The sequence below is a fragment of the Kitasatospora sp. NPDC056273 genome (genome assembly GCF_042268845.1).
GTDB lineage: Bacteria > Actinomycetota > Actinomycetes > Streptomycetales > Streptomycetaceae > Kitasatospora.
Map to the genome: position 1 here is coordinate 36,514 of NZ_JBHJSJ010000063.1, position 16,038 is coordinate 52,551.

The window sequence follows — 16,038 nt, forward strand, 5'->3', positions numbered from 1 at the left end:
GGTGATCGGCTGAGATTGAGCCTCTGTGGGGTCCGGACCGCATCCGCGGTCCGGCCCCCTCTTTTTGCGACGGCTTCTCGCACCAGCTTTTTGCATACTGCGCCGGTTGCGGTCGCCCCCTTGTGCGGTGAACGGCGGATGGACTAAACCTCTGTGCCATCTGGTCCAGACCATTTGACGCCGCTTCAGAGAACAGGTCCGGTATGCCCACTCGCGCCTCAGCCCTGCTCGCCGCCGCCACCGTCGCCGCGCTGCTCGCCGCCCCCGCCACCGCCAACGCCGCCGACGGACGGCACGGCCCGAAGCTGAAGGGCCAACGGGTCGGCTACTTCACCCAGTGGGGCGCCGACAGCTCCGCGAAGAGGGTCCAGGAGTCCGGCCAGGCGGCCAGGCTCACCGTCATCAACTACGCCTTCGGCAACGTCTCCGCCGAGGGCACCTGCTTCGAGAGCAACGAGGCCGGCCAGGGCGACGCCCGCAACGACTACCAGCGCTCCTTCTCCGCCGCCGAGTCGGTGGACGGCGTGGCCGACGCCCCGGGCCAGAAGTTGAAGGGCCACCTCAACCAGCTGCGCAAGCTCAAGGCGAAGAACCCCCAGCTGCGCACGGTCATCTCGCTGGGCGGCTGGTCCTGGTCCAAGTACTTCTCCGACGCGGCCGCCACCGACGAGGCCCGCAAGAAGTTCGTCTCCTCCTGCATCGACCTCTACGTCAAGGGCGACCTGCCGGTCCTGGCGGACTCCCCGGAGGGCGGCAAGGGCGCCGCCGCGGGCGTCTTCGACGGCATCGACATCGACTGGGAGTACCCGGGCGGCGGCGGGGACGCGGGCAACGTGGTCCGCCCCGAGGACGGGCACAACTTCACGCTGCTGATGCAGGAGTTCCGCGACCAGCTGGACGCGCTGAGCGGCCGCAAGGGCAAGAAGTACCTGCTGACCGCCGCCGTGGCCGCCAACGAGACGGTCGCCGACCGGCTCGAACTGCCGCAGCTGAGCGAGTCGGTGGACTGGCTGAACCTGATGACCTACGACCTGCACGGCCCGTGGGAGGGCAAGGGGCCGGCCAACCACCAGGCCCCGCTGTACTCCGACCCGGCCGACCCGGACCCGCGCCGGCGCAGTGCCGACCAGGCCGCCGACCACTACCAGGAGCGCGGCCTGCCCGCCGAGCAGCTGGTCCTCGGCGCCCCGCTGTACGGCCACGGCTGGACCGGCGTCGCCCCCGGAAAGCGCGGCGGCCTCTTCCAGAGCGCCACCGCGTCCGCGCCCGACCACTCGTACCAGGAGATCAACGCGCTGCCGGGCAAGGTCTACCTGGACCGCGACCACGGCGCGTCCTGGAAGTACGACGGCACCACGTTCTACAGCTACGACACCGCCGAGGTGCTCACCCAGAAGGCGCGGTACACGCGCTGGAACGACCTGGCCGGGGTGATGGTCTGGTCGCTGGACGGCGACGACGCCCGGGGCAGCGCGATCGCCGCGCTGGACCGCGGCCTGAGCCGCGACTGACCGCTCCCCCCGCCCCGTACCCAGGGCCCGCCGCGGACGCCCCCGCGGCGGGCCCTGCTACGCCGTGGGACCGGCCGGCCCGGTCGGCTGCTCGTGCGGGCCCCGGGGCTGCCGGGCGGGCGGCGGGGAGCCGTCCAGGATGCCGCTCTGCGCCGTCAGGTAGGCGAGCTGGGCCCGGCTGTTGCTGCCGAGGATCTCCGACACCCGCTTGAGGTGGCTCGCCACGGTCCGTGAGCTGATGCCGAGCCGGCTGGCGATCGCGGCGTCCGTGTAGCCGTCCACCATGAGCTGGAGCACCCGCAGCCGGGTCTCGTCGGTGAGCAGCGGCGGGCGCTGCTGGTCGCTCTCGTAGACGACCGGCGCGGCCCGCTCCCAGGCGTGCTCGAAGACCGAGGCCAGGAAGTGCACCACGCCGGGGTCGGTGACCTTGAGCGCGTGGTTGTGGTGTTCGAGCTCCTTGTCGGGGATGAACGCCACCGAGCGGTCGCAGATGATGAGCCGGTCGAAGACCTCGTCGACGGTCCGCACCTCGATGCCGGCCTCGGTGACGGCCTTGATGTAGTCCAGCGTCGGGTAGTGCGCCCGGACGGAGTGCTGGTAGAGCGTGCGCTGGCGGACGCCCCGCTTCTGCGCGTCCAGGGCGAGGACCAGCGATCTGGCGAGGACGTCGGTCGGCCGGCTGCCGCCCGGGTGCGCGGTGAGCAGCTCCCGCTCGGTCGCCTGGGTCGTCTCGGCCACCGCGGCGGCGATGACCGCCGCGCCGCTGAGCCGCTGGACGTTGTCCCGGCCCTCCCGGCGCAGCGTCCGGTAGACGCTCTCGACCTGGGACATGGCGGTCCGGATCGCGGCCACCTGCTGCTGCTGTTCGAGGATCTGCTGCTCCATCGGGTGCAGCAGCGCCGTGGTCGCGACCTCGGGCGGGACCGGCACCAGGACCGAGGGGTCGCCCAGCGCCGCCGTCAGCAGCCCCAGCTCGGTCAGGCAGGCGGGCGGCTCCGCCGTCGGGGCCCTCCCCAACAGGACGGCCTTGCGGTAGAACGTGATCCCCTCGTCACAGGGCCCGGGGTGGGCCTCCGGGCCACCGACGTCCGATATGTCGCACATGTGCCACCCCCTTCGGAATCTTGCAGTGCACGATCCTGAGCCATCGGATCTCTTCTGGCAAGGACCCATTCCCAGGCATTCTCTCTGTGTGCGGGGAAACCCCCCAGCACGAACGGATAGGTCTATCTAGGGGTGGAAATGAAGATCATGCGGTTCCCGGGTCGAATCCTCGCGTCCTTCGTTATGGCCGCCGTCGCGGTGATCGTCGTTTCCGCCGCGCCGGACGCCCCCAGCAGCGCCCCCACCGCTGCCGCCAGCGACGTGGCGCTCCTGCCGGGCGACCCCGGCTGGGCCTGATCGGCCGGGCGGGAATCCGCCACCCCTGGACAGTAGCGCCGATCCGCCGACCTGCGGGAGTGCTGCGAATCACGTTTCGCGGATATCGGCGCGCCGACATTCAGAAGGAGAGAGAAATGACCGCTGCGATTGCCGTACCGAAATGCCTGGTGTGCGACACCGACTTCGAGGTCGACGAGGCCTGGGAGCGGGGCGAGGTGACCGAGTGCGCGGCCTGCGGCCAGGAGCACGAGGTCGTCGAGAAGTCCGAGGCCGGCGTCCGCCTCGACCTGGCCCCCGAGGTGGAAGAGGACTGGGGCGAGTGACCTCCTCCGGCCGCGTCCTGCTGTCGGCCACCATGCTGCGCCCCGAGGAGAAACTCCTCCTCGGGGCGTTGCGCGGGGAGGGTCTGACGGCGACTCCACTGCTCATGGAGGATCTGGCCGACGTGGTGGCGGGTCGTACCGACCCGCCGGCCCTGGCCCTGATCCGCAACCTCTCGCACCGGGACGCGATCAGCGTCTCGTGCCGCCTGGAACACGCCGGGATCACCACCCTCAACCGGGCGTCGACCATCGAGACCTGCAACGACAAGGGCCTGCAGGCCCTGCTCTTCGCCCGGCACGGCATCCCCCACCCGCACACCCGGCACGCCTTCAGCTACGACCAGGTGCGCGCGATCGTCGCCGAGCTGGGCATGCCGGCGGTGGTCAAGCCGGTCAGCGGCTCCTGGGGGCGCGGTGTCACCAAGCTCGCGGACGCCGCGTGCCTGGAGGCCTGGGCCGCCGGGCGCGAGTCCGTCGACGCCGCGGGGAAGCTCTTCCCCGTCATCGTGCAGGAGTACATCGACAAGCCCGGCCACGACCTGCGCGTGGTCGTCGTCGGGACCACCCCGGTCGTGGCGATCCAACGGGTCTCGGACGACTGGCGCACCAACACCCACCTCGGCGCCGAGGTGCGGCGCGTCGACATCACCCCGGAGATGGAGAAGCTCTGCGTCCAGATCGTCGACGTGCTCGGCCCCGGCTTCTACGGGGTCGACCTGGTGGAGGACCGGACCACCGGTGACCTGCTCGTCCTGGAAGTGAACGCCAACCCCGAATTCGCCCGCTCCTCCGCCCTGCACGGAGTGAACGTCGCCGGCCACCTCGCCTCCTACGTGGCGGGGCAGCTGACGGCCGCGGCCGTGTGACCCGGAGAGGAACCATGGAACTGTTCGACACCGCGACGGTGCTCGCCCGCGTGCTCACCTCGGGCGTGGTCATGAGCATCGAGAAGAGCGACCGTGAACTGCCCGCCCTGGAGCGGCTGCTGACCAAGCGGACCGGCCGGGCCAAGGCCGTCCTGCTGAACAGCCGGACCGGGGCCCTGCACGCGGCCCTGGCCGGCCAGGGCATCGGCCACGGCGACACCGTCGCCCTGGCCGGGCCGGACGAGGCCACCACGGCCTTCCTGGCCTGGCTCGGCGTCACCGTCGAGGGGCAGGCCCCGGCCGCCTTCGACCTGGTCTCGCTGACCCCCGAGAACGCCGGCCGGCTGGACGAGCTGACCGCCGAAGCCACCGCCCCCGCGCTGGTGGTGGACCTGAGCGGGCTCGGCTTCGGCCCGGCCGCCGCCGTGCTCACCGACGACGAGCGGCTCTGGGCCCGGGCCGAGCGGCTGAAGATCTTCGGCGCCTACGACCTGCGCACCATGTGGACCCAGCAGGAGGCCGACGAGGACCTGGTGCCGGGGGTGCAGTTCAACTACCGGCTGAGCCCCCTGGTGGCCGGTTGCGTACGGATGGCCCTGACCCACGCGGCTCGCCCCGCCGCCGCAAGCTCCGGAGCACGCTGATGATCACCGACTTCCCGAACTCGCCCCTGCCCCTGCCCACCGAAGCCGACCTCGCCGACGAGCTCGCCGCCCTCGGCGGCGGCGCGATGATCCCCAAGGCCCAGCGCCGCACGCTCTTCCCGATCATCACCAAGGAAGACGTCTTCAACCTGATGCTCGCCCAGCGGCAGTCGCCCGACAAGGTCGTGGCCGACTTCGCCGAGGCGTACCGCGCCTACGTCGGCGCCGAGTACGCCCTGCCCACCGCCAGCGGCACCTCCAGCCTGCACATGGCCCTGGTCGGCGCCGGCGTGCAGCCCGGTGACGAGGTGATCGTCCCGGCGTTCACCTTCATCGCCACCGCGCAGGCCGTGGTCGCCGCCCACGCGATCCCGGTGTTCGTCGACATCGACCCGGACACCTACTGCATGGACCCGCGGGCCGCGGCCGCCGCGATCACCCCCCGGACCAGGGCGCTCATGCCGGTGCACGTCCACGGCCTGCCCGCCGACGTGCCGGCCCTGCGCGCCCTGGCCGACCAGCACGGCATCGCCCTCGTCGAGGACGCCTCGCACGCCCACTCCGCGAAGATCGGCGACCGGGTGGCCGGCTCCTTCGGCGACGCCGCCGGCCAGAGCCTGATGGCCGACAAGAACTTCCCGCTCGGTGGCGAGGGCGGCATCGCCTTCTACGCCACCGAGGAGGCGTACGGCCGGGCGGTCGCCTACCTGGAGCGCCACGCCATCGACTACGGGATGTCCTGGGTGGCCGCCGCCTTCGGCACCAGCCAGCTGGCCCGGCTGCCGTACTACGACGAGATCCGGGCCCGCAACGCCGCCCTGCTCGGCGAGGCCCTGGCGGGGACCGGCCTGTTCACGCCGCCGCACGTCCCGGACGGGCACGTGCACGCGTACAACATGTACCGGACCACCCTGCACCCGGAGGCCGTCGGCCTGGAGGACCTGCCGGTGCACGCCGTCAAGGAGGCGGTGCACGAGCTGCTGGTCGCCGAGGGCGTGCCGGCCCGCGAGTGGCAGAACACCCCGATCCCGTGCCACCTGCCGTTCCGGCACCGCGACGGCTTCGGCAACGGCTACCCGTTCTCGCTCAACCCGGACGCCGTGCGCGACCACCGGCCGGAGGACTTCCCGGTCACCCTGGGCATGCTCGACAGCACCCTGGTGCTCTGCCGCGAGCTGCGCTCCCCGGTCGAGTACGAGCGGATCCTGCGCTACGCGGACGCCTTCCGGAAGGTCGCCCGGCGCCCGGACGCCATCCGCAAGCTCGTCGAGAGCGGCGACCACCGCCGTCCGTGGGAGAAGGCGGCCCGCCTTGGCTGACCAGAAGATCCGCGTCGCCGTCATCGGCGCGAGCGGCTACACCGGTGGCGAGGTCATCCGGCTGCTGCTCGAACACCCCGGGGTGGAGCTCGCGTTCCTCTCCGCGGAGCGCAACGCCGGTGCCACGGTCGGCAGCGTCCACCCGTGGCTGCGCAACCACCCCAGGGCCGGCTCGCTGACGCTCCGGCCGCTGGCGCAGCTCGCCGAGGCCGGCCCCGTCGACGTCGCCTTCGGCTGCCTGCCGACCGGCACCCTGCCGGAGCAGCTGCCGCTGATCGCCGACAACGCCAAGCGGGTGCTCAACCTGGGCGGCGACTTCCGGCTCCGCGACGGCGACGACGTCCGCACCCACTACCCGAGGACGGCCGCGAACCCGCCGAGCGAGGATTTCGCCTACTACATACCGGAGTTGAGCCCCGAGGTCCCGCAGGAGCGGTTCATCAGCCTGCCCGGCTGCATGGCCGTCACCACCATCTACGCGCTCTACCCGATGTTCGCCGCCTCGCTCGCGACCGACCGGGTCGTGGTCGACGCCAAGACCGGCTCCACCGGGAGCGGTCGCGGCGGCGGCGAGCCGCACGCCGAGCGCAGCGGCAACATCCGGGTGCACAAGCTGCACGGGCACCGGCACGCCCCGGAGGTCCAGCAGGCGATCGCCGACCTGACCGGCGCCGCCGTGGACCTGCGGTTCTCCACCCACAGCCTGGACGTGTCGCGCGGCATCATGGTCACCGCGTACACCGAACTGCGGGACGGCGTCACGGCGTTGGACGTCAAGCGGGCCTACGCCAAGGCGTACCTCGGCAAGCCCTTCGTCCGGGTCCGGCCGGCCCCCAAGGCGGCGCAGGACTTCCCGATGCTCAAGGCGGTCGTCGGCTCGAACGTCGCCGAGGTGGCGGTCGCGGTGCGCGGCGACCAGTGCGTCGCGGTGGCGGCCCTGGACAACCTGATCAAGGGCGCGGCCGGCCAGGCGATCCAGGCGATGAACCTGATCTCCGGCCTGGACGAGACGACCGGACTGCCCACCACGGCGGTGTCGCCGTGAGCCGTCCGCTGTACGTGATCAAGGTCGGCAGCGCCACGCTCGACCACGGCACGATCCACAAGGAGCTGGCCGACCTGGTGGCCCGGGGCGCCCGGGTGCTCCTGGTCGCCGGCGGTGCCACCGGCATCGAGGCCCACTACCGCGCGATCGCCCGCCCGATGCCGCAGCTGCGGCTCGCCAACGGCGACGAGGTGCGCTACTGCCCGCCCGAGGAGATGACCCACCTGGTCGACGCCTACGAGCGGGTCACCCTGCCCGCCGTGGAGCGGGAGGCCCGGGCCCTCGGGCTCGGCGTCTTCACCGCCGTCGCGGCGCGCGGCGCCCTGGTGACCGGCCGGGCCAACCGCCCGCTCAAGGCGCTGTCCGCCGAGGGTCGGCCGATCGTGGTCCGCGACCACCGGGCCGGCGTGCCCGCCCAGGTGGACACCGCCCGGCTGAACGCCCTGCTCGACACGTACGACCTGGTCTGCCTGTCCGCGCCGGTCGCCGACCCGGACGGCGGCGCCCCGCTCAACGTGGACGCCGACGTGCTCGCGGCGGTCCTCGCCAACGCGCTGGACGCCGACCACCTGCGGCTGGTCACCGGCACCGCCGGACTGCTGACGGACAAGGACGACCCGCGCTCCACGCTGGCCGACGCCTACCCGGGCGACGGAGCGCGGTACGCCGCGGGGCGCATGCGGCAGAAGGTCCGCGCGGCCGAGATCGCCCTGGAGGGCAGCGCCGACGTGGCCATCACCGGGCCGCACACCATGTCCGAGCCGGCCAACTGGACCAGGTTCTGGCGGGTGCGCGAGCCCTCCGCCGACCTGAGCCTGCTGACCCGGGTGGTCTCGGTGCCCTCGGTCTCCGGCGACGAGGCCGAACTCGCCACCCTGCTGGCCGAGTGGTGCCGCGAACGCGGCATGGACGCCGCCGTCGACGAGGCGGGCAACCTCGTCGCCAGCCGCGGCATCGGGCCCCGCCGGCTGCTCCTCCTCGGCCACCTCGACACCGTGCCGCACCGCTGGCCGGCCGAGTGGCGCGAGGGCGAACTGTGGGGCCGCGGCAGCGTGGACGCCAAGGGCTGCCTGGCCAACTTCCTGGAGGTGCTCGCGCACGCGGACATCCCGGAGGACGGCCAGCTGTGCGTGGTCGGCGCGGTCGAGGAGGAGATCTCCTCCTCCAAGGGCGCGTTCCACGTCCGCGACCACTACCCGGCCGACGCGGTCGTCATCGGCGAGCCCAGCGGCTCGGAGAAGCTGACGCTCGGCTACTTCGGGCTCTTCAAGCTCAAGGTGACCGCCTCGGTGTCCAGCGGCCACTCGGCCGGACAGGACGCGGTCTCCGCCCCCGACCTGCTGATCGAGGCGCTCGGCGGCATCCGGACGGCCGTGCTGGCCCACGCGACCGACGCGCTGAGCGCGGTCATCGAGATCAGCAGCCGGACCGGGCGCGAGCACCACCACGCCACCGGGATCCTCAACTTCCGGGTGCCGCCCACGGCCGACCTCGACGCGCTGCGCTCGGCCGCGCTCGACCAGGTCCGGCCCGGGGTGGAGATCGAGGTGCTGCGGGCCACCCCCGGGTACGTCGGAGGCCGCTCCAGCTCCCTGGTCAAGGTCTTCAGCCGGGCCTTCGCGGACACCGGCATCCGGCCCCGCTTCGTCGTGAAGAAGGGCACCTCGGACATGAACACCCTGGCCACCACCTGGCGGGACGTGCCGATGGTCGCGTACGGCCCCGGCGACTCCTCGCTGGACCACACCGACGAGGAGCGGATCGGCGCCATGGAGTACCGCACCGCCCGCTCGCTGCTCGCGGACGCCGTCAACCGGTGGTTCGCCCTGCCCGAGGGGAGCCGTCGATGAGCACCCTGCTCGCCCCGCCGCAGACCGGGGACGACCTGCTGGCCACCCTGGCCGACCGGGCCGTACGGGCCCGCCGGCTGGTGGTCGACATGGCCGCCGGGCCGCGCGGATGCCACCTCGGCGGCAGCCTGTCCGTCCTGGACATCCTGATCGCCGCGCTGCACCGGGCCTCGGCCGGGGACGGTACGGAGGTCGTGCTCAGCAAGGGCCACGCCGCCGCCGGGCTCTACGCGGCCCTGCACGTCAGCGGCGTCCTCCCGGAGGACCCGACACCGCGCTACGGCCTGGCGGGCGAGCCGTTCACCGGCCACCCGGGCCCCAAGGTCCCGGGCGTGCGCTTCCCCACCGGGAGCCTCGGCCACGGCGTCCCGTACGCCGCCGGCTGGGCGATGGCCCGCCGGATCGGCGGCCGGAGCGGACTCGGCATCGCCGTCGCCGGCGACGGCGAGCTCCAGGAGGGCCTGGTCTGGGAGACCTGCCAGGTCGCGGTGGCCCAGGAGCTGGGCAACTTCGTGCTGGTGGTCGACCGCAACGGCGGCCAGAACGACGGCATGGTGGCCGACATCTCGCCGCTGCCCCGGCTCGCCGAGCGGTTCGCCGCCTTCGGGTTCGAGGTCGCCGAGACCGACGGGCACGACCTGGCGGCGCTCACCGGGCTGCTCGCCGGGGACCGGGCCGGGGCCCGCAGGCCGCTGGCCGTCATCGCGAACACCGTCAAGGGGAAGGGCGTGCCCGCCGTGGAGGGCAAGGCCGGCTCCCACTACGTGACCATCGACGCCACGCGCGCCGCCAAGTGGAAGCGAGCGATCCGATGACCCTCTCGGGCCGTGACGCCTACCGCGACGAGCTGACCGGGCTCGCCGCCGAGGACGACACCATCCTCTGCCTGGAGGCGGACCTCGGCGGCAAGGGCCACCCGTTCCAGGCGGCCCACCCCGACCGCTTCTTCAACCTCGGCATCGCCGAGGGCGCCATGGTCGACATGGCGGCGGGCCTCGCCGCGGGCGGGTACAAGCCCTTCGTCAGCACCTTCGCGCCCTTCGCGGCGCTGCGCGCGGCGGAGAGCCTCAAGCTGACGCTGGGCTACCTGAACGCCGGGGTCACCGTGGTGGCGCCGTACGCGGGCGTCTCCGGCGCCTGGTTCGGCACCACCCACCACTGCCTGGAGGACCTCGCCGTCCTGCGCAGCATCCCGGGCGTGGTCATCGCCGCCCCCTACGGGGAGGCGGAGATGCGCGCGGTGGTCCGCGAGGCCGTGCGCTCCGGGCGGCCGCACTACATCCGCACCGGGCGCAACGCCCAGTACCGCTCGCTCGACCGGGAGGGCGAGCGGGCGCCGCTGGTCACCTGGGAGTCCCGGGCCGAGCCGGGCGAGGTCTGCCTGGTGTCGGTCGGCGAGGAGGGCACCCGCCTGGCGCTGGCCGCGCGGGAGGCCCGCCCCGGCACCGGCCACGCCCACCTGGTCTACCTGGACCACCCGAACCTGGCCCGCGCCGCGGCCGAACTCTCCCGCCACCACCGGCGGTTCGTCGTGGTCGAGGAGCACCGCGCCCAGGGCGGGGCGGCCGAGGCCCTCGCGCTGCTGATGCCCGGGTGCGAGGTCACCGCGGCGAGCGCGGACCTGACCTGGCCGTCCACCGGCGGCGACCACGAGGAGGTCATGGCCGCGGTCGGGCTCACGCTGCCCGCCGTGCTCGCCGCGGTGGCCCGGGCCGGCGGCGCCGGCCGGCTGCCGGCCGTCTCCGGAGCCTGCGTCCGCTGAGCCCCCGCCCCCCGTCATCCCCTGATCCGCCACAGTCCGAAAAGGAGCACAGCCATGCACATCCTCATGATCGAGTGCAACCCGAACGGGATCGCCGGTATCGCGAACGCCCTGGAACTGGGCCACGACGTCACCCTGGTCTCGGTCGACCCCGACTTCTACCTCAGCGTCTCGCCGCTGACCGAGGCCGCCTACGCCCACCCGAACTGCCAGGTCGTCAAGAGCGAGCAGGCCTTCTCCCTCGACGAGCTGACCGACCTGGCGCGGCGGCTGCACGAGGCCAAGCCGATCCACGGCGTCACCACGTACAGCGAGTACCACACCGTGCACACCGCCGCCGTCGCCGAGGCGCTCGGCCTGCCCGGCATGAGCGTCGACGGCGCCCGCAACGCCCGGCACAAGCACCTGACCCGCACCACCCTGGCCGGCACCGGCATCCGCCAGCCGCGCTTCGCGGTGGCCACCGACCCGGCCGAGGTGGAGGCCGCCGTCCGCGAGGTCGGCTTCCCCTGCGTGGCCAAGCCCTCCGACGGCACCGCCAGCCTCCACGTCCTGCACCTCAAGGACGAGGCGGACCTGCGCGAGTACCTCGCCGAGCTGGCCCAGGTCGCCGACTACGGGCGCGGCGTCGTGCGCATCCCGGAGATCGTCATCGAGGAGTTCGTCACCGGCGAGCTGATCTCCGTCGAGTCCTGCGTGCTCGCCGGGGGAGAGGTGGTCAACCTCGGCCTGACCGACCGCTCGCTCAGCGGGTTCCCGTACTTCATCGAGATGGGCCTCACCTACTTCAGCGGCCACCCGCTCCAGGAGGAGCTGTTCGCCGCCACCACCGCCGTGCTGAACGGGCTCGGCGTGGACTTCGGCTTCATCCACACCGAGTGGCTGCTCGGCCCGGACGGCCCGGTGCTGTGCGAGGTCAACGGCCGCCTGGCCGGCGGGATCGTGCCGACCCTGATGGAGATCACCTCCGGCGTGGACCCGTACCTGGAGGTCATCCGCCAGGCCCTCGGCGAGCGGCCCGAGCTGGCCTTCCCCCGCGAGACCACGGCCAGCGGCCACTGGTTCGGCTCCCCGGTCGCCGGGACGGTCGAGGCGATCGGCTTCGACGCCCTCACCGACCTGCCCGGCTTCCACAGCGCCCTCGGCTACAAGAAGCCCGGCACGGCCGTGAACCGGCTGTCCCGCAGCAACTTCGACTGGATCGGCCACATCATCTTCACCGGCGGCGACCGGGACGAGGCCGCCAAGCGCTGCCAGGACGGCCTGGACCGCATCGACCTGCGCCTGTCGGTCGAGGTGGCCCGGTGAGCGCGGCCACCCCCGAGCAGCGGCGGCCCGCCGTACTGTCGGGCGTGGCCGTCCCCGCCCTGGACGCCGAGGCGCTGTTCGACGTGACCGTCGAGGACGGGGTCTTCACCCGGATCGAGCCCTCGGGCACCCGTCGCGGCGACGAGCCGGAGCTGTGGCCCGGCTACACCGAGACCCACGCCCACATCGCCCTGCCCGCCAACTTCGACGACACCGCCGAGGACCCGCGGATCATCGCCCTCCAGTACCTCTACCACGGCGTCACCCACGTGGTGGACATGTTCGGCTACCCGATGGTGGCCGACGCCTGGGAGGCCGGCCGGGCCGCTTCGGACCTGCCGTACCCCGAACTGGTCCACTGCGGCTACGCGGTGACGGCGATGACCAACGCGGCGGGCCTCTCCGGCCACGGCGTGGAGTTCCCGACCCCGGTGTACATGCTCGCGGTCGAGGCCGACCTCGACCAGGCGCTGCGCAACAACGCCGAGCGCGGCGCGACCTTCCTCAAGGTCATGTTCACCGACGGCACCGAGCAGCCGGGCTCCAAGGTGCGCTTCTCCCGGCTGTCGGAGCGGGTGCTGCGGTTCACCGCGCGGATCGCCGCCGAGCGCGGCATCACCGCGGTGATCGACTGCAACACGCTGGAGGAGACCCGCTGGGCCTACGACTGCGGCTTCCGGCTCTTCGCCCACACCGTCCGCGACCGCACCCTCGGCGACGCCGAGTGGAAGGACCTGGCCGGCGCCCGGTTCGTCTCCACCCTCTCCGGGCTCCGCCCGATGGTCATGACGGCCGACGACTTCCTCGCCGCGTACGGCCGCGAGGGCTTCGCCGAGACCCAGGACGTCCGTAACCTGGACGCCGTCCGCGGCCTGGAGCAGCCGTACGGGATCACCTACGGCCTCCAGGAGACCCGCACCGGCGCGCTGGGCGACATGCGCCGCAACGCGCTGGCCGCGCTGCGCGAGGGCAACCTGCTGGTAGGCACCGACTCGGGCAACACCGGTGCCTACCACGGCTACTCCCTGCTCGGCGAGCTCGACCTGCTGCGCGGGGACGACCCCTCGCTCGCCGACGCGCTGCGCCACCAGGCCACCGTCGGCGGCCGGCGCTACTTCGACGAGCTGCGCGGCGAGTCCGGCGCCGCCCACCCGATCAGCGTCGGGGCGCCGGCCACCTACAACCTGCACGCCCCGGGCCGGCCGCTCTCCGCGCTGCCCACCGCCACCGTCGTGCGGGGGACACCGATCGACCGCCAGGCGGTCGCCCGGGCCATCGCCGGGCTCCGCGCCGCCGCGGCGGCCGGCACGACGACGCACGACACGAAGGAGGGGGCGGCCCTGTGACCGTCGACCGCAAGCGGGCGCTGATCGGCGTCAACGCCGGCATCCTGCTCGCCAACACCGGCAGCTACATCTGGTTCCCCGTGCTGGTGGCCTCGCTCGGCGGGGTGGACAGCGGCTTCTGGGCCGGCGTCGTGATGGCCATGACGTACGTCGGGCGGCTGCTCGCCACCTTCTTCTACGAGGGCGTGGCGCTGCGCATCGGCATCCGCGGTGCGGTCTTCCTCGGTACCGCCCTGGAGGCGGTGGCGCTGGGCCTGATGGGCTTCGGCACCGGGGTGCTGGTCTACGCCGTGCTCGCCTTCTTCATCGGCTTCGGCTCCGGCACCTCCTTCCCCGGCCTGAAGAACGTCCTCGCCTCCTACCCCGACGACGAGCGCCCCAAGGCCTTCTCGACCTTCCAGATGGCCGGTCAGGTGGGCGTGTTCGGCGGCGCCATGCTGGGCGCCGTGCTCGCCGACGTCGAACTGCGCACCCTGTTCTCGGTGGTGTTCGCGATCTTCCTCGCGTTCTGCCTGGCGGCCTCGTCCTTCATCCCCCGGGACGGCTTCCAGCCCCCGGCGCCGGTGGAGCCCGGGGCCGGGGCGGCGGCCCGCAAGCCGCTGTTCTCCACCGCGGTGTTCAAGGGCATCGACATCCGGGGCGCCACCCGCTACTTCCTGCTGTCGGCGGTGTTCTGGTTCCTGTCGATCGGCTTCATCGTCGGCATCCCGCTGCACATGGAGCGGTACGTGCCGCAGTGGGCGCCGTCCTCGCCGTTCTGGATCACCGGGCTGAGCATCCTGGTGCTCCAGTACCCGGTGTTCAAGTTCCTGATCGGCCGGTTCAGCCCGGCCGTGGTGATGGCGATCGGCCTCACCGGCATGACGGTGGCGTTCACCGCCCTCGGCGCGGGGCGCGGCGCGGCCTGGGTGGTGGTCGGGGCGCTGACGGTGGTGCTGGGCGAGATCCTCTTCGTGCCGTCCTTCGACATGTGGATCGCCCGCAAGGTCCCCGAGCGCCAACTCGCCAAGGCGATGGGGGCGATGCACTTCTTCCGCAGCGCCGGGAACATGGCCGGCTCGGTGCTCGCCGGTGTGCTGTTCGACCTGTCGCGCTCCGCCGGGGTGCCCGGCGCGAACTGGTACGTCGACGCGGTGGTGGCCGCCGGCTGCGCGGTGGTCTGCCTGGTGGGCCGGGCGGAGGGCACCGAGACCGCGGCGGCCCAGGAGGCGGAGGCGGGCAGCTCGGACGCCGTGGGCGCCGCGTCCGCCTGACAGAACCCGAGCGGTCGCGCGTCGCGGGGCCGCGGACGGAACGAGAGAGAAAGAGACAGGAAAGAGCAGATGGTAGACATTTGCGTCATCGGCGGGACCCGCTACTTCGGCAAGCTGCTGGTGCGCCGGCTGCTGGCGGCCGGCCACCGCGTCACCCTCGTCACCCGCGGCCGGACCCCGGACCCGTTCGGGGACTCCGTCCGACGGCTGCGCGCGGACGTCAACCGTCCCGGCGAGCTGGCCGAGGCGGTCGCCGGGGAGCGGTTCGACGCCGTGGTGCACCAGATGTGCTACACCCCCAACGCCGCCGTGGAGGCCTGCGAGGCCTTCGGGGACCGGGCCGGGAAGCTGGTGCTGACCAGCACCATCGAGGTCTACAACCGGGACACCTTCCGCGGGCCGGTCGCCGCACCGGAGTTCGGCGCGCTCGCCCGCGAGGAGGAGCTCGACCCGGCCGGCTACCCGTACGACCTCACCCTGCCCTGGCAGGACGACGACTACCTGGAGGCCAACTACGGCGAGGGCAAGCGCCAGGCCGAGGCCGCGGTGACCGACCGCGCCCGGGTGCCGGTGCTGCTGGCCCGGGTGGCCCACGTGCTGGCCGAGGAGGGCGACTTCACCGGCCGCTACCGCTTCCACGTCGACCGGATCCGGGACGGGCGGCCGATCGTGGCCCACGCCGGGCCGGGCCGGACCTCGCTGGTGCGGGCCGAGGACGCGGCCGGCTTCCTCGCCTGGGCGGCCGTGAACGAGGTGACCGGCGCGGTCAACGTGGCCTCCCCGGACACCGCCGACGTCTACGATGTCGTTGCCTCGGTGGAGGGGGCGACCGGGCTGACGGCCCAGGTCATCGAGAAGGAGGACCCGGCGGGCGACCCCGACCTGTCCCCGTTCTCCTGCCCGGCCGACTTCGCGATGTCGGCCGACCGGGCCGCCTCGCTCGGCTACCGGTTCACCCCCATCGCCGAGTGGCTGCCCGCGCTCGGCCGGGCCGCCGCCGCCGACACCGATCCCACCACCGCCAAGGAGCAGTGATGTTCGACCTCATCGTCATCGTCAGGGTCACCGAGCCGGACGGCGTCCCGGCGGTCGCCGACGCCCTGGCCCGGATGCGGCCGCTGTGCCTCGCCGAGGACGGCTGCGTCAGCTGGGAGGCGTACCACTCGCAGGACGACCCGGGCCGCTTCGTCCTGGTGGAGCGCTGGGCGACCCGGGAGGCCTGGGAGGCGCACGACGGCGGCGACGCGATCCAGAAGGTCTACATCCCGGACATCCTGCCGCGGGTCGAGCGCGAGGTGCACCCCAGCGTTCCGGTCTCCGTGAGCGCCGGCTGAGCGCCGGCTGAGCGCGCCGGCTGAGCACCGGCTGAGTGCACCGGCCGCGCCGGAGAACGGCCGTGGGCCCCGGCCCGCCCCTGGTTTCCAGGAG

At 73.0% G+C, this 16,038-nt stretch carries 16 protein-coding genes; 15 read left to right on the forward strand and 1 reads right to left on the reverse strand.

The window, feature by feature from the left end; translation table 11 throughout:
• Positions 1-203: 203 nt before the first annotated feature.
• Positions 204-1,511 (forward strand): glycoside hydrolase family 18 protein, encoded by a 1,308-nt coding sequence (locus ACFCY1_RS35540; RefSeq protein WP_074000673.1) that lies wholly within the window; start codon positions 204-206, stop codon positions 1,509-1,511.
• Positions 1,512-1,568: 57 nt separating this feature from the next.
• Here the strand turns inward: ACFCY1_RS35540 and ACFCY1_RS35545 are convergent, their stop codons facing one another.
• Positions 1,569-2,615 (reverse strand): LuxR C-terminal-related transcriptional regulator, encoded by a 1,047-nt coding sequence (locus ACFCY1_RS35545; protein ID WP_375877231.1) that lies wholly within the window; start codon positions 2,613-2,615, stop codon positions 1,569-1,571.
• Between the two features lie 138 nt (positions 2,616-2,753).
• On the opposite strand from ACFCY1_RS35545, the gene ACFCY1_RS35550 reads away from it, so the two are divergent.
• The 14 genes from ACFCY1_RS35550 to ACFCY1_RS35615 all read left to right on the forward strand — a co-directional run bounded on the left by ACFCY1_RS35550 (position 2,754) and on the right by ACFCY1_RS35615 (position 15,944).
• Positions 2,754-2,912, forward strand: a complete 159-nt coding sequence (locus ACFCY1_RS35550) for a hypothetical protein (RefSeq protein ID WP_158077651.1) — start codon at positions 2,754-2,756, stop codon at positions 2,910-2,912.
• A 116-nt stretch (positions 2,913-3,028) separates the two neighbouring features.
• Positions 3,029-3,217 carry a lysine biosynthesis protein LysW gene (locus ACFCY1_RS35555; RefSeq protein WP_049648974.1) on the forward strand — a complete coding sequence of 63 codons (189 nt, stop codon included), beginning with the start codon at positions 3,029-3,031 and terminating at the stop codon, positions 3,215-3,217.
• Complete coding sequence (locus ACFCY1_RS35560; protein WP_049648973.1) at positions 3,214-4,083, forward strand: RimK family alpha-L-glutamate ligase; 870 nt, start codon at positions 3,214-3,216, stop codon at positions 4,081-4,083. Before ACFCY1_RS35555 ends, ACFCY1_RS35560 begins: the two co-directional genes overlap by 4 nt.
• Positions 4,084-4,097: 14 nt before the next feature.
• Entirely contained in the window at positions 4,098-4,727 is a 630-nt protein-coding gene (locus ACFCY1_RS35565) for a DegT/DnrJ/EryC1/StrS family aminotransferase (protein ID WP_049648972.1), read from the forward strand.
• Complete coding sequence (locus tag ACFCY1_RS35570; RefSeq protein ID WP_074000675.1) at positions 4,727-6,046, forward strand: DegT/DnrJ/EryC1/StrS family aminotransferase; 1,320 nt, start codon at positions 4,727-4,729, stop codon at positions 6,044-6,046. Before ACFCY1_RS35565 ends, ACFCY1_RS35570 begins: the two co-directional genes overlap by 1 nt.
• The gene (argC, locus tag ACFCY1_RS35575; protein ID WP_074000676.1) at positions 6,039-7,091 is read left to right on the forward strand and encodes an N-acetyl-gamma-glutamyl-phosphate reductase; all 1,053 of its coding nucleotides are present in this window, start codon (positions 6,039-6,041) and stop codon (positions 7,089-7,091) included. The genes ACFCY1_RS35570 and argC overlap by 8 nt, the downstream gene beginning before the upstream one ends.
• Positions 7,088-8,941 carry a M20/M25/M40 family metallo-hydrolase gene (locus tag ACFCY1_RS35580; RefSeq protein ID WP_049648969.1) on the forward strand — a complete coding sequence of 618 codons (1,854 nt, stop codon included), beginning with the start codon at positions 7,088-7,090 and terminating at the stop codon, positions 8,939-8,941. The genes argC and ACFCY1_RS35580 overlap by 4 nt, the downstream gene beginning before the upstream one ends.
• Complete coding sequence (locus tag ACFCY1_RS35585) at positions 8,938-9,756, forward strand: transketolase (RefSeq protein ID WP_049648968.1); 819 nt, start codon at positions 8,938-8,940, stop codon at positions 9,754-9,756. The genes ACFCY1_RS35580 and ACFCY1_RS35585 overlap by 4 nt, the downstream gene beginning before the upstream one ends.
• Positions 9,753-10,703: a transketolase family protein gene (locus tag ACFCY1_RS35590; RefSeq protein WP_375877232.1), complete on the forward strand. Its 951-nt coding sequence runs from the start codon at positions 9,753-9,755 to the stop codon at positions 10,701-10,703. Before ACFCY1_RS35585 ends, ACFCY1_RS35590 begins: the two co-directional genes overlap by 4 nt.
• Positions 10,704-10,757: 54 nt before the next feature.
• Positions 10,758-12,011, forward strand: a complete 1,254-nt coding sequence (locus ACFCY1_RS35595; protein WP_049648966.1) for an ATP-grasp domain-containing protein — start codon at positions 10,758-10,760, stop codon at positions 12,009-12,011.
• Positions 12,008-13,357, forward strand: coding sequence for a hydrolase (locus tag ACFCY1_RS35600; protein WP_117487769.1), 1,350 nt, complete (start codon positions 12,008-12,010; stop codon positions 13,355-13,357). Before ACFCY1_RS35595 ends, ACFCY1_RS35600 begins: the two co-directional genes overlap by 4 nt.
• Positions 13,354-14,610, forward strand: a complete 1,257-nt coding sequence (locus tag ACFCY1_RS35605; protein WP_375877233.1) for an MFS transporter — start codon at positions 13,354-13,356, stop codon at positions 14,608-14,610. The genes ACFCY1_RS35600 and ACFCY1_RS35605 overlap by 4 nt, the downstream gene beginning before the upstream one ends.
• Before the next feature lie 69 nt (positions 14,611-14,679).
• A complete protein-coding gene (locus ACFCY1_RS35610) occupies positions 14,680-15,645 on the forward strand; it encodes an NAD-dependent epimerase/dehydratase family protein (protein WP_375877234.1) in 966 nt (321 codons plus the stop codon).
• Complete coding sequence (locus ACFCY1_RS35615; protein WP_049648963.1) at positions 15,645-15,944, forward strand: putative quinol monooxygenase; 300 nt, start codon at positions 15,645-15,647, stop codon at positions 15,942-15,944. The genes ACFCY1_RS35610 and ACFCY1_RS35615 overlap by 1 nt, the downstream gene beginning before the upstream one ends.
• Positions 15,945-16,038: the final 94 nt, after the last annotated feature.